Source organism: Sutcliffiella horikoshii, from assembly GCF_008180725.1.
In the GTDB taxonomy this organism is placed as follows: Bacteria; Bacillota; Bacilli; order Bacillales; family Bacillaceae_I; genus Sutcliffiella_A; species Sutcliffiella_A horikoshii_B.
In genome coordinates this window covers 545690-559483 of record NZ_VTEV01000001.1, presented here as the reverse complement: position 1 = coordinate 559483, position 13794 = coordinate 545690, and the positions used below count along the sequence as shown (strand labels likewise).

The following is a 13794-nucleotide window of genomic DNA, read 5'->3' as shown; positions in this document are numbered from 1 at the left end:
CCTTTTTTTATAAAAGGAGGGAGAATATGGATCCTCAAGAACAAGGTTGGACATGGGATCAGATGGAGAATTTCTTTTATATCTCAAACCAAGAAAAAACGAATGTTGTCTGGGAGTGTCGGATAAGTGAATTGAGGAATCCTGATATTCTACAAAATCTACTAGACCTTTATGGAGAAGGAATCAAGGCAACGACAAAGGATGTTACCGTCATGTATCTTGCAGGATGGTTTGGATATTTATGTGGGGCTATGCATTTTATGTCCTCCGATGGCTGGAATGTCACACCAGAAAATATTAACCTGCAACTATATAAAAATCAGCGTGGTAAAATGCTGATCTCATTTATCATTCATTCTAGAAACCTCACAGAACAGAGGGACAAAGAGTGGGTGGAAGCATTTTATAAAGAAATTATGAACCCCATATATAAGCAAATGCACTCTATGTCAGATAGCAACCATCTATTACATATGTGGTACCAGGCTACTCATAGTCTTTATTGGATTTCAGACCGTATGAAGCATTCCATTCTTCCTGAAAGATATATGTTGCAATATGAAAAAAACATGGAAAAGTTTAAGGGTGGAAATCCTTCATCTTGCATGGGTATGAATACCGAAAATCATCCCTATGCAAAAAAATTAATATTTATTGAAAATCCTTGGGATCTAAATGACCCTTTGCCATTAAAACCTTCGTGTTGTCTTGCTTATCAAACAGAAGGAGGACACTTATGTTATACCTGTCCGAGGATGAAAAAATCAGAGCGACAAGACAAATTTCATAAAGTGTTAGCAGAGCATTCGACAACGAGTTAAAGATGTCGAATGCTTTTTTTAGTGTTTATATGGAAATTTCATCGTGACTTTTTAAAAGAATATGTTGTACAATAATTCACAATATTCATTTTTCGATTAAGAAAGGAGCGGTAAGATTGGCGAAAGCATTACAGACAAGATTGACAACAGAAGAAGTGGAGCATGCCTATGAGGTACTGAAGGGCGTTGTTGTCAGAACCCCGCTTCAGTTGGATACCATTCTATCAGAACGATATAACTGTAAGGTGTACCTTAAACGGGAAGACCAACAGTTGGTTAGGTCCTTTAAAATCAGAGGAGCATACTATTCGGTTCATAGTTTAACAGAGAAACAACGAGCAAAAGGAGTAGTATGTGCGAGTGCAGGGAACCATGCACAAGGAGTTGCCTATGCGTGCAAAAAACTTGGCATAAAAGGTAAGATCTTTATGCCGACAACTACCCCGAGACAAAAAGTGTCACGAGTAGAGTTTTTTGGTGGCGAGTTTACAGAAGTCATTCTTACGGGCGACACATACGACGATTCCTATCAGCAAGCGATGAAGGTTTGTGAAAGGGAAGGAATGAAGTTTATCCACCCCTTTGACGATCGGTTAACCATCACCGGACAGGCAACAGTAGGCCTTGAAATTTCTGAGCAATTACAGGAAGAGTGTTCTCATGTGTTTTTGAGTATAGGCGGTGGGGGACTAATCTCAGGAGTGGGATCCTATTTGAAAGAAAAGCGTCCCGATACAAAATTAATTGGTGTGGAACCGTTCGGTGCTCCAGGTATGAAGCAATCATTGGCTCAAAATAAAGTGGTGCGACTAAATGAGATTGATAGCTTTGTAGATGGAGCGGCTGTTAAGCAGGTGGGAGAGTTGCCGTTTGAAATGACCAAAGACCTCGCAGATGATGTTGTATTGGTACCAGAAGGGAAGGTCTGTACCACCATCCTGAATTTGTACAACGAAAACGCCATTATAGCCGAGCCGGCAGGAGCGTTGTCTATTGCGGCACTGGACTTTTACAAGGATAAGATTGCAGGGAAGACGGTAGTCTGTATTGTGAGTGGCGGCAATAATGATTTAGACCGCATGCAAGAAATGAAAGAAAGGTCCCTGATCTATGAAGGGCTTAAGCATTATTTTATTGTCAACTTCCCTCAGCGTGCAGGAGCATTGCGCGAATTTATGGAGGATGTTCTGGGAGAAACAGACGATATCACACGATTTGAGTACACTAAGAAAAATAACCGAGACAAGGGCCCGGTGTTGGTCGGCGTCGAATTGCGCATGCCTGACGATTATTTTGCTATTATTGACCGTATGGAAAAGAAAGGATTTACCTATATCGAGATTAATAAAGACAAACAGTTATTTAATTTATTGATATAATGTTAGATCGTCTTAGAAAAGAGCGGGGTAACTCGTTCTTTTTTTATGTTTTGAGAGAAAGAAAGAAGGGTATGTAAAAAAATTTAACAATCATTTGTAAGCGTTTTCTTTGTTAATAGGACAAAAATGAAAGCGTTTTTATATTATCTGTAAAATTTGAATTATCTGAAATTAGGTGTTGACGGCCTGTATCGACGGTATTAAAATAACATCAACTCAAAGAAACATTGGTAAAAGAAATAACATTTCCCTTATCAGAAGGGTGTCTAGGGTTCCGGTGATTTCAGGAAAGTAAAGTGGTAGTGCAAGAAAGAAAATTCTTTGCAGTATCAGCCCATTTTTCCAATCATGTCTGGTCCGAGCGATACCAGCACGATCTTGACAGATGGTGTACACCGCGAGGAAAAAAGCCTCTACGGATAGGTTCTGATGAACGCTTGACGTTTATTCAACCTGACCAAGAGGCAACTTTTAAACTGTTATATGTCAGAATATTCAAACAATAAAAAGTGAAAAGAGGAGATTAGTTATGTGTAGATACATCTATATGAATGGGCAGCTAGTAGAAAAAGAGAAGGCAGTTGTATCTGTATATGATCACGGATTCCTATATGGCGATGGCGTTTTTGAAGGAATCCGAATGTACAACGGAAATGTATTCCGTCTTCGCGAACATCTTGAAAGATTATATGATTCTGCAAGGTCTGTATTATTGGACGTCCCCTATACCATGTCTGAACTTGAGGATATTATCGTTGAGACTCTCAGAAAGAACAAATTACATGATACGGCCTATATTCGACTGGTCCTATCAAGAGGAGTCGGCGATCTCGGTTTAGATCCCACAAAATGCAAAACACCAAACCTAATTGTCATTGCTGAGCAACTGGCATTATTCCCTAAAGAACTCTATGACGTAGGTATTACGATGGTAACCGTTCCTACTAGAAGAAACCGCCCGGATATCTTAAGTCCGAAAGTAAAATCACTTAACTACTTAAACAACATCATGGTAAAAGCTGAAGCAAATATGGCAGGTGCCAATGAGGCACTCACGCTTAACACAGAAGGTTATGTAGCTGAAGGGTCAGGACAGAACATTTTCATCCTGAAGGGCAATAAACTATTAACGCCGCCAAGTTATGTTGGAGCGTTGGAAGGCATCACGCGAAATGCCATCATCGATCTCGCTAATGAAATGGGTTATGACGTTCGAGAAGAACCGTTTACAAGGCATGATGTGTATGTAGCGGACGAAGTATTCTTAACAGGAACCGCAGCGGAAGTTATCCCGGTTATTAGCCTAGATGGCAGAAAAATCGCAGACGGAAACCCAGGAAAAGAGACCCACAAAATCCTAAACCGCTTCCGGCAACTAGTCGTTGAAGACGGCCACAAAGTCTACCCAGAAGAAACCCAAGTAGGCTGGGAAATCAACGGCGGAGTGCTGTTGGGTGAAGCGTTGAATCATTAAAGAGATAAAGAGGGGTCTGACCCTCACTGCATTAAATCGTTAAAGAGGGGTCTGACCCTCACCACATTAAAGCGTTAATAAGGGGCCATTGTCATCACCAATAATTCGTCATGGTCCCTTCTAAAGGAGTGAAGCAATCGATGAGAAGTAATACGATCAAGAGAGGAATTGATAGAGCACCACATAGAAGTTTGTTGCATGCAGCAGGGGTAAAGCCGGAGGATATGGATAAGCCGTTCATCGGTGTCTGTAACTCTTATGTGGATATTATTCCGGGGCATATGCATTTAAATAAATTCGCAGAAGTGGTTAAGGAAGCAATCAGAGAAGCGGGAGGAGTGCCTTTCGAGTTCAATACAATCGGAGTCGATGACGGAATTGCGATGGGTCATATAGGAATGCGTTATTCCTTGCCAAGTCGGGAGCTGATCGCAGACTCAGCAGAAACAGTCATCAACGCCCACTGGTTTGACGGCGTCTTTTACATCCCGAATTGTGACAAGATTACACCAGGCATGCTGATGGCAGCAGCCAGGACCAATGTTCCTGCAGTATTCGTTTCCGGTGGTCCAATGGAAGCCGGTAGAACAAAAGACGGCAGGCCATTATCCCTTGTCTCCGTTTTTGAAGGAGTAGGTAGTGTCCTTTCAGGAAAGATGTCCCGTGAAGAATTGCTAGAAATTGAATCGAGTGCGTGTCCAACATGCGGCTCCTGCTCCGGAATGTTCACGGCAAATTCCATGAACACCCTGATGGAAATGCTCGGAGTGGCTCTCCCTGGTAACGGTACCATGGTGGCAACCTCCAATGAGCGCCACCAATTGATCAAAGATGCAGCGAAGCATCTTATGCGACAAATCGAAGAAGATGTAAGACCAAGAGATATCATCACAAAAGAAGCAATCGACGACGCTTTTGCACTGGATATGGCAATGGGCGGATCGACCAATACCGTTCTACATACACTTGCCATCGCACATGAAGCTGGAATCGAGTACAAGTTAGAAGATATTAATAAAATCGCAGAGAGAATCCCTTATCTATGCAAAGTAAGTCCTGCGTCAGACTATTCTATGCAAGATGTGCATGAGGCAGGAGGAGTAAGTGCCATCATCAAGGAACTTTGCCAAATTGAAGGGGCCATCCACCCTGATCGTCTCACCATCTCAGGTCAATCCATTCAAGAAGTGGTAGATCATGCACAGATTGTAAATGACCAGGTCATCAGGAAAAAAGATAATCCATATAGTCCAGTCGGTGGGTTGAGTATCCTATTCGGAAACCTTGCACCAAACGGTAGTGTCATAAAGGTTGGAGCAGTAGATCCTTCAATCAAAACTTTTACAGGAGAGGCCATCATTTTTGAATCACAAGATGAGGCACAGGAAGGCATTAATAGTGGTCAAGTCCGAGAAGGGCACGTAGTTGTCATCAGGTATGAAGGGCCAAAAGGAGGACCGGGAATGCCGGAGATGCTTGCACCAACTTCCTCTATTGCTGGGAGAGGGTTATCCACTAAAGTTGCACTCATCACAGATGGCAGATTCTCTGGTGCATCAAGGGGTATCTCTATTGGACATATCTCCCCTGAAGCAGCTGAAGGCGGCCCAATTGCTTTTGTGGAAAATGGCGATATCATTCAAATTGACTTACCAAAACGAACCATACATTTATTGGTTGAGACAGAAGAATTAGAAGCGAGAAAAAAGAACTGGCAACCTCCAGAATCAAAAGTGAAAAGCGGTTACCTTGCAAGATATGCAGCACTTGTAACGTCAGCTAATACCGGAGGAATTCTAAAAGTATAGTACCGAACACAAGGAGGTGGAGAATGAATGAGTACAGTTGAAAAGAGTGGAACAAAGGTGGCGCAGAAACTGCTGACGGGTTCACGGATGATTGTTGAAGCGTTAAAAGAGGAAAAAGTGGAAGTGATATTTGGGTATCCGGGTGGGGCTGTACTAAACATTTACGACGCACTATATGACGGCGGAATTCCACATCTTTTAACACGACATGAACAAGGGGCAATCCATGCAGCAGAAGGATATGCAAGGATTACTGGGAAAGCTGGAGTGGTCATTGCCACTTCCGGTCCCGGTGCCACCAACATTGTCACTGGCCTTGCGGATGCCATGATTGATTCCCTGCCACTAGTCGTAATTACGGGTCAAGTCAACTCTCAGGTCCTGGGGTCAGACGCCTTTCAAGAAGCACCCATTTTAGGGATTTCGATGCCAATTACCAAACATAATTTTCAGGTTCAGGATGTCAAAGATCTCCCAAGAATATTTAAAGAAGCATTCTATATTGCATCCACTGGCAGACCAGGACCGGTATTGATTGATATTCCCAAAGACATCACTGCCACTTCAGGTATTTACGACTATTCAAAAGAAGTGCATCTTCCGGGTTATAAACTACAAACTGCGCCGGATCCACAGGCAGTAAAAAAAGTAGCACACGTACTGAAGAAAGCGGAAAAGCCCGTCATTTTAGCTGGCGCAGGCGTTCTCCACAGTAAAGCAACGAATGAATTGAAGGAACTGGTTGCTAAAACCACAATCCCTGTAGTAAATACATTACTTGGACTTGGCAGCTTTCCGGCAGACCACCCTCTTTTTCTTGGAATGGCGGGCATGCACGGAACATATACAGCCAATATGGCCTTATATGAAGCGGATTTAATCATTAATATCGGAGCAAGATTTGATGACAGACTGACAGGAAACTTGCAAGAGTTCGCTAAGTTTGCGAAAGTGGTTCATTTTGATATTGATCCATCTGAAATCGGCAAAAATGTTCCGACTGATTATCCTGTTATCGGGGATGCAGCAAAGTCACTTCAATTACTATTAAAGGAATTATCAGAAACCGCGGATACAAGTAGTTGGTTGGAGCAACTCTTGCAATCTAAAGAAGATTATCCACTATGGTATGTAGAAGACGGGGCAACATTCAAGCCTCAAAAGCTAGTAGAACTTGTTCATGAACTGACACAAGGAGAAGCGATTGTCACAACAGACGTTGGTCAACATCAAATGTGGGCAGCGCAATTCCATGGTTTTCAAAAGCCAGATCGCTGGGTAACTTCAGGGGGACTCGGAACCATGGGCTTTGGATTACCGGCAGCAATCGGCGCGCAGGTGGCAGAACGACCTTCCACAGTTGTAGCTGTGCTAGGGGATGCAGGATTTCAGATGACACTTCAGGAACTGGCTGTCCTGAAAGAGTATAAACTACCGGTAAAAGTAGTGCTCGTAAACAATCAATCTATGGGAATGGTACGACAATGGCAACAGCTATTTTATAAGGAAAGATACTCAGAGTCCTTATTGCCGAACCAACCAGATTACGTAAAACTGTCCGATGCATTTGGAATCAAGGCGGCAGTTGTTCATAGTGAAGAAGAGTTCCGCAAGGCATTTGCCAAAGCACTTGCTACAGATGAGCCTTATCTATTAGATTGCCGGGTGACTCCTACGGAAAATGTATATCCGATGATTGCCCCTGGAAAAGGAATTCAACAAATGGAAGGTGTGAAGCCATGAAGCGTACATTGTCGCTCCTAGTAAACAACCAACTTGGAGTATTGAACCGATTAACCAATCTGTTCTTGCGAAAGGGATTAAACATTGAAAGTCTGGCAGTAGCACCTGTCAACGAATCTTCCATTTCCCTTATGACCATCGTCGTTAACGTGGTCGAGGAACAAGAAGTGGAAAAAATAAAGCTTCAACTAGACAAACAAATCGACGTCATCCAAATCACCGATATATCCGAACAGATCGCCCTAACTAATTAACAGAATATTCTTATAAATAAAGTGGTACTACCCGTTGAATGTAGTGCAAGGCGTGAGACTCCGGAGGGAAGTAGCGGTAGACTTGAGACCCCACAACGAAGTGAGGAGGCTCAAGCACCGCCCCTCGGAAAGCGAACGCCTGGAACGAAGGTCATCGGGAGTTCGTTCAAATACTTATATTTCCCAAGGAGGAATTCAAATGGCAGCAAACATGTATTATAACGACGACATCTCCCAAGCAGCACTAAACGGAAAAAAGGTAGCAGTAGTAGGCTACGGATCTCAAGGCCATGCGCACGCACAAAACCTGCGTGACAGCGGCGTAGAAGTAGTAGTAGGCGTTCGACCCGGCGGTTCTTGGGAAAAAGCAAAAGAAGACGGATTTCAAGTATACTCCGTAGGAGAAGCAGTCGCCCAAGCAGATGTCGTAATGGTCTTACTTCCTGACGAAAGGCAACCGGAAGTATACAAACAGGAAATCGAACCACACCTAACAGATGGGAAAGCATTGGCATTTGCCCATGGCTTTAATGTCCATTTCCATCAAGTGGTCCCTCCAAAAGACGTGGATGTATTCTTAGTCGCACCAAAAGGGCCTGGCCACTTAGTGAGACGCGTTTATGAAGAAGGCGGCGGTGTACCTGCACTCTTTGCAGTCCATCAAAATGCATCGGGGGAGGCAAAAGAAGTTGCTTTGGCCTACAGTAAAGCGGTAGGTGCCGGAAGAGCAGCCGTTATGGAAACAACTTTTAAAGAAGAAACAGAAACAGATTTATTCGGAGAACAAGCAGTACTTTGCGGTGGAACAACTGCCTTAGTAAAAGCAGGATTTGAAACGCTAGTGGAAGCAGGTTACCAACCAGAAGTCGCCTACTTTGAATGTCTGCATGAACTAAAATTAATTGTTGATCTTTTATATGAAAATGGATTAGAAGGAATGCGCTACTCTATCTCAGATACAGCTCAGTGGGGTGATTTTACCGCAGGACCAAGAGTAATCAATGATGGAACAAAGGATGAAATGAGAAAAATTCTTTCTGAAATTCAATCCGGACAATTTGCCAAAGGATGGGTACTTGAAAACCAGGCAAACCGCCCAATGTTCCACTCTATTAATGAACAAGAAAAACAACACCCACTCGAAGTGGTAGGAAGGGAGCTCCGCGCGAAAATGCCATTCATCCAATCGAAGAAGAAAGGAGTCGTTGGCAGTGCGAAAGGTTGACATATTTGATACCACATTACGAGACGGTGAACAGTCAGCAGGAGTGAACCTTCATCCCCACGAGAAACTGGAAATTGCCATTCAGTTAGAAAAATACGGAGTAGATGTGATGGAGGCAGGATTTCCTGCTTCCTCCTATGGGGACTTCCAAGCAGTCCAGCAAATTGCCAGGACCATTAAAAAGTCAAGAGTGGTCGGTCTTGCCCGTTCCATAAAATCCGATATTGATGCAGTCTATGAAGCGGTAAAGGATGCAGAAATAAACGGGATCCATGTTTTTTTAGCAACCTCACCGATTCATATGGAGTACAAATTGAAAAAAAAGCCGAAAGAAGTGGTGGAAGCAGCCGTTCAGGCAGTCGAATACGCAAAACGTTTTTTCGATCATGTTCAGTGGTCTGCTGAAGACGCAACAAGAAGCGAATGGCCGTTCTTGGCTCATATTATTGAAAAGGTTATTGATGCCGGGGCAAATGTCATCAATCTTCCTGACACAGTAGGGTACACGACTCCACTGGAATATGCTCAACTAATCACATATATTCGCGAACATGTGCCGAATATCCACAAAGTAAAACTCTCTGCCCATTGCCATGACGATCTAGGAATGGCCGTTTCCAATTCACTCGCAGCCATCCAAAGCGGTGTGGATCAGATCGAAGGAACCATTAATGGAATCGGGGAACGTGCAGGAAATGCTTCCTTGGAAGAAATCATTGTCGCCCTTCAAATTAGAAAAGACATGTACGAGGTGGAAACAAATATTGATTTAAAACAAACGGTCAGAACAAGTAATCTTGTTAGCAAGCTGACCGGTATGATTGTTCCTCAAAATAAAGCGGTTGTAGGAGCTAACGCCTTTGCCCATGAATCAGGAATCCACCAGGATGGGGTTTTGAAAAACAAGAGCACCTATGAAGTGATCAATCCAGAGATGGTGGGGCTGCATTCCAACAAAATGGTCCTTGGCAAGCATTCCGGCAGTCATGCCTTTAAGCAAAGATGCGAGGAACTGGGACTATTCTTAAACGAAGAAGAAGGAAAAAAGCTGTTTAAAGCATTCAAGGATCTTACGGTAAAAAAGAAAGAAGTAACAGAGGACGATATTTTTGCCTTGATGATGGATTCATCCGTAAAGGGACTCTTCCCGCATTACCAAATGGAAACTTTACAAATCTCGTACGGCTCGAATATTATTCCAACGACCACTATTGCCATCAAAACAGAAGACGGAGAGGTGCTCCAAGAATCTGCTACAGGCAAAGGAAGCGTGGAGTCTGTCTATAATACTATCTCTAGGATTCTGCAAAAGGAAATTTCGTTACTTGACTATCGCATCCAATCTACGACAAACGGTAGTGACGCACTTGCAGAGGTGTATGTGAAAATAAACAGTGAAGGCGAAGTATCAAGTGGAAGAGGAATTGAGCATGATGTCCTGGAAGCTTCCGCAAAAGCCTATTTGGATGCAGTTAATCGCTTATCTATAAAAGAAAAATTTGCAAGATACTCAGCAAAAGGAGTGGAGGTAGGATGAGTCAGTTTACCATCAGCGTCCTGCCTGGTGACGGAATTGGACCGGAAGTAGTAAGGGAAGCAATACTTGTACTAGAGCAGGTGGCCAAGAATTTTCAACATACATTTATTTTTAACTATGGCAAGATCGGGGGAGTTGCTGTCGATGAGACAGGAACTCCTCTTCCACAACAAACAGTGGAATTATGTAGAAAAAGCCACGCGGTTCTTTTAGGTGCGGTGGGCGGTCCAAAATGGGACCAAGAAACACCTGAAAGAAGGCCGGAAGCTGGATTGCTTGGAATTCGCAAACAGTTGAAACTTTATGCCAATCTTCGTCCTGTCACCCTATTTGAATCTCTTATCCATGCATCTCCCTTAAAAAGAGAAGTGGTTTTAGATACAGATATTTTAATAGTTAGGGAACTGACAGGCGGCATCTATTTTGGAGCTCCCCGGGAAAGAAGACAGGGTAAGGATGGTCTAGAGGTAGTAGACACGCTTTTCTATACTGAAAAAGAGATGGAGCAAATCATCCGAAAAGGATTTGAAGTCGCGCAAGGAAGAAAGAAAAAACTTACATCTGTTGATAAAGCAAATGTGTTGGAAAGCAGCAGGCTTTGGAGGGAAACAGCCAACCGGATTGCCAAGGAATTCCCGGATGTCCAATTAGACCACATGTTAGTAGACAATGCGGCCATGCAATTGGTCAAAAATCCACGACAGTTTGACGTAATCGTGACAGAAAACATGTTTGGAGACATATTAAGCGATGAAGCCTCCATGTTGACAGGATCCCTTGGCATGTTACCTTCCGCAAGCCTTGGGGTAGACGGTCCAGGCCTTTATGAACCGATTCACGGTACTGCACCTGATATTGCCGGCAAAAATATTGCTAATCCATTGGCTACCATCCTTTCAGCCGCCATGCTACTGAGGCACTCCCTCGGATTAGAGGAAGAAGCAGCCTCTGTCGAAAAAGCAATAGACCTTGCACTAGAAGAAGGCTACCGCACCCAAGACATCGGCACAGAATGGGAACGCGTCCTAGGAACAACCCAAATGGGAGAAGCAGTCAGAAGTTATCTAAGAGCGCCGATAAAGAATTAACTGATTATGAGATTGGAAACTGAGCCTATCATGTTAAAACGTGACATCCCTGTAGATTGTAGTGCAAGGTGTGAGACTCCGAAGGGAGATAGCGGTAGACTTGAGAGCCCTGAAGCGTAGTGAGGGAGGCTCAAGCACCGCCCCTCGGAAAGCGAACACCTGGAACGGAAATCTACAGGAGTTAAACAGAAAACAATTCTATTTTTTAAATAGTCAAGAAGGATAGAAAAAAACACGGAAGGTGAGTGACATGCAGCCAAGAACACTATTCGAGAAAATCTGGGATCGTCATACAGTAGTAAAGGAAGTGAACAAACCAAACCTGTTGTACATCGACCTCCACTTAGTGCACGAAGTCACCTCTCCTCAAGCATTCGAGGGACTCCGTCTTTCAGGAAGAAAAGTAAGACAACCAGACCTAACATTTGCAACAATGGACCATAATGTCCCAACCATCAACCCGTTCCATGTGACAGACGAAATCGCCTCCAAACAAATGACGACACTAGAAGCAAACTGCAAAGAGTTTGGAATAAGACTTGCAGACCTTCACAGCACAGAACAAGGAATTGTCCATGTAATCGGACCTGAACTGGGTTTGACTTTACCAGGCAAAACCATCGTTTGCGGTGACAGCCATACCTCCACACATGGAGCTTTTGGTGCCTTGGCATTTGGAATTGGTACAAGTGAAGTCGAACACGTCCTTGCCACCCAATGCTTATGGCAATCAAAACCGAAAACATTAAAGGTTGATTTTACCGGCCTCAGACCACTAGGAGTCTCTGCAAAAGATCTTATTTTAGCTGTGATTGCCAAATACGGAACAGATTTCGGCACAGGATATGTGCTTGAATTTAAAGGTCAGGTAATCGAAGAGATGTCCATGGAAGAACGGATGACCATCTGTAATATGGCCATTGAAGCAGGTGCTCGCGCTGGACTTCTGGCACCAGATGAAACGACTTTCTCCTATTTAAAAGGAAGAAAATATGCTCCTGTCGGGGAAGAACGCGACAAGGCGGAAGTGGAATGGTACGCATTACGCTCAGATGAGGGTGCGGTTTATGATAAAGCAATCCAATTTGACATTACAAATTTAGAACCACAGGTGACATGGGGAACGAATCCCTCAATGGGCACAAGTATCAGTGGTAGGGTTCCGGATCCTGCTACTATTGAAAATGAGGGGGAAAGAAAATCAATTGCACAAGCAATCAACTATATGGGGCTGACCCCTGGTATGAAGATCTCTGATATTGCCATTGATTATGTGTTCATCGGTTCCTGTACCAATTCAAGGATTGAAGATTTACGGAAAGCTGCTGAAGTGGTAAAAGGCAAAACCGTTTCTAGTCAGGTTACGGCACTTGTCGTCCCCGGCTCCAAACAGGTGAAAAAACAGGCGGAAGAGGAAGGCCTCCACGAAGTATTTTTAGAGGCGGGATTTGAATGGAGAGAAGCCGGCTGCAGCATGTGCCTCAGTATGAACCCAGATGTTGTCCCTCCAGGGAAAAGATGTGCTTCTACTTCTAACCGCAATTTTGAAGGAAGACAAGGAAGAGGTGCCCGAACGCACTTGGTCAGCCCTGCGATGGCTGCAGCTGCTGCGATTAGCGGCCGATTTGTCAATGTGAATGAATGGCGATATGAAAAAGAGGAGGTGGTCTAATGGAGGCACTCATCAATCATATCGGAAAAGTAATTCCTTTGGATAAGGCCAACGTCGATACTGATCAAATTATTCCGAAGCAATTTCTAAAGAGAATCGAACGAACAGGATTTGGTCAATTTCTCTTTTATGATTGGCGCTTTGAAGCAAATGGAGAAAAGAATGATTCCTTTATCCTGAATGACCCGAAATTCGACAGTGCTTCAATTCTTCTGGCACGAAAGAATTTTGGCTGTGGATCTTCTCGTGAACACGCACCATGGGCTTTGAAGGATTATGGAATCAGGGTGGTCATTGCACCATCTTTTGCAGATATTTTTTATAACAACTGCTTTAAAAATGGAATTTTACCGGTTGTGTTAAAAGAAGAAGAGGTGGAGGAGCTTTTTGAGAAAGCTTCTAAACAGACTCTAGAACTGGAGGTTGATCTTGAGTTCCAGGAGGTTTGTATTGGTGATGATGTGAAGTATCATTTTGAAGCAGATGAATATCGAAAGCAGATGCTGTTGAAAGGACTGGACGATATCGGATTGACCGAAATGTACATGAAAGAGATTTGTGAATTTGAGCAAACAAGGAGAGTCTACTAAAATTGTGAAGACCATCATCTCTTTTAAAGGGTTGATGGCTTTTTGCTGTGTAAATGTATCTGATAGTCAGGTTCTATAAGCCCGAACCCCCGTTTGAAAAGAGAGAACTGTCTAATAGAAGGGTTCTATAAGCCCGAACCCCCGTCTGAAAAGGGAGAACTGTCTAATAGAATGGTTCTATAAGCCCGAACCCCTATCTGAAG

General features: G+C 43.5%; 11 protein-coding genes. All 11 read left to right on the top strand.

What is annotated here, in order from left to right:
• Window positions 1–26: 26 nt before the first annotated feature.
• Window positions 27–821: a (2Fe-2S)-binding protein gene (locus tag FZC76_RS02810; protein WP_187441931.1), complete on the top strand. Its 795-nt coding sequence runs from the start codon at window positions 27–29 to the stop codon at window positions 819–821.
• A 116-nt stretch (window positions 822–937) separates the two neighbouring features.
• The gene (ilvA, locus tag FZC76_RS02805; RefSeq protein ID WP_148986744.1) at window positions 938–2200 is read left to right on the top strand and encodes a threonine ammonia-lyase IlvA; all 1263 of its coding nucleotides are present in this window, start codon (window positions 938–940) and stop codon (window positions 2198–2200) included.
• Between the two features lie 529 nt (window positions 2201–2729).
• Entirely contained in the window at window positions 2730–3674 is a 945-nt protein-coding gene (ilvE, locus tag FZC76_RS02800) for a branched-chain-amino-acid transaminase (RefSeq protein WP_148986743.1), read from the top strand.
• 140 nt (window positions 3675–3814) lie between these two features.
• Window positions 3815–5482: a dihydroxy-acid dehydratase gene (gene ilvD / locus FZC76_RS02795; RefSeq protein ID WP_148986742.1), complete on the top strand. Its 1668-nt coding sequence runs from the start codon at window positions 3815–3817 to the stop codon at window positions 5480–5482.
• A 27-nt stretch (window positions 5483–5509) separates the two neighbouring features.
• Window positions 5510–7225, top strand: coding sequence for a biosynthetic-type acetolactate synthase large subunit (gene ilvB / locus FZC76_RS02790; RefSeq protein ID WP_148986741.1), 1716 nt, complete (start codon window positions 5510–5512; stop codon window positions 7223–7225).
• The gene (ilvN, locus tag FZC76_RS02785; RefSeq protein ID WP_010192589.1) at window positions 7222–7479 is read left to right on the top strand and encodes an acetolactate synthase small subunit; all 258 of its coding nucleotides are present in this window, start codon (window positions 7222–7224) and stop codon (window positions 7477–7479) included. The genes ilvB and ilvN overlap by 4 nt, the downstream gene beginning before the upstream one ends.
• A 199-nt stretch (window positions 7480–7678) precedes the next feature.
• Window positions 7679–8704 (top strand): ketol-acid reductoisomerase, encoded by a 1026-nt coding sequence (gene ilvC, locus FZC76_RS02780; RefSeq protein WP_148986740.1) that lies wholly within the window; start codon window positions 7679–7681, stop codon window positions 8702–8704.
• Entirely contained in the window at window positions 8691–10241 is a 1551-nt protein-coding gene (locus FZC76_RS02775; protein ID WP_148986739.1) for a 2-isopropylmalate synthase, read from the top strand. The genes ilvC and FZC76_RS02775 overlap by 14 nt, the downstream gene beginning before the upstream one ends.
• Window positions 10238–11329 carry a 3-isopropylmalate dehydrogenase gene (leuB, locus tag FZC76_RS02770; RefSeq protein ID WP_148986738.1) on the top strand — a complete coding sequence of 364 codons (1092 nt, stop codon included), beginning with the start codon at window positions 10238–10240 and terminating at the stop codon, window positions 11327–11329. Before FZC76_RS02775 ends, leuB begins: the two co-directional genes overlap by 4 nt.
• A 250-nt stretch (window positions 11330–11579) precedes the next feature.
• Entirely contained in the window at window positions 11580–13001 is a 1422-nt protein-coding gene (gene leuC, locus FZC76_RS02765; RefSeq protein ID WP_148986737.1) for a 3-isopropylmalate dehydratase large subunit, read from the top strand.
• Entirely contained in the window at window positions 13001–13591 is a 591-nt protein-coding gene (gene leuD / locus FZC76_RS02760; protein ID WP_148986736.1) for a 3-isopropylmalate dehydratase small subunit, read from the top strand. Before leuC ends, leuD begins: the two co-directional genes overlap by 1 nt.
• The last annotated feature ends 203 nt before the right edge of the window (window positions 13592–13794 follow it).

Bases quoted from the DNA above. Each gene is read 5' to 3' on its own strand.
- leuD (WP_148986736.1), top strand. From the start codon at position 13,001: ATGGAGGCACTCATCAATCATATCGGAAAAGTAATTCCTTTGGATAAG.
- FZC76_RS02810 (WP_187441931.1), top strand. From the start codon at position 27: ATGGATCCTCAAGAACAAGGTTGGACATGGGATCAGATGGAGAATTTC.
- ilvE (WP_148986743.1), top strand. From the start codon at position 2,730: ATGTGTAGATACATCTATATGAATGGGCAGCTAGTAGAAAAAGAGAAG.
- ilvN (WP_010192589.1), top strand. From the start codon at position 7,222: ATGAAGCGTACATTGTCGCTCCTAGTAAACAACCAACTTGGAGTATTG.
- ilvC (WP_148986740.1), top strand. From the start codon at position 7,679: ATGGCAGCAAACATGTATTATAACGACGACATCTCCCAAGCAGCACTA.
- ilvB (WP_148986741.1), top strand. From the start codon at position 5,510: ATGAGTACAGTTGAAAAGAGTGGAACAAAGGTGGCGCAGAAACTGCTG.
- leuC (WP_148986737.1), top strand. From the start codon at position 11,580: ATGCAGCCAAGAACACTATTCGAGAAAATCTGGGATCGTCATACAGTA.
- leuB (WP_148986738.1), top strand. From the start codon at position 10,238: ATGAGTCAGTTTACCATCAGCGTCCTGCCTGGTGACGGAATTGGACCG.
- ilvD (WP_148986742.1), top strand. From the start codon at position 3,815: ATGAGAAGTAATACGATCAAGAGAGGAATTGATAGAGCACCACATAGA.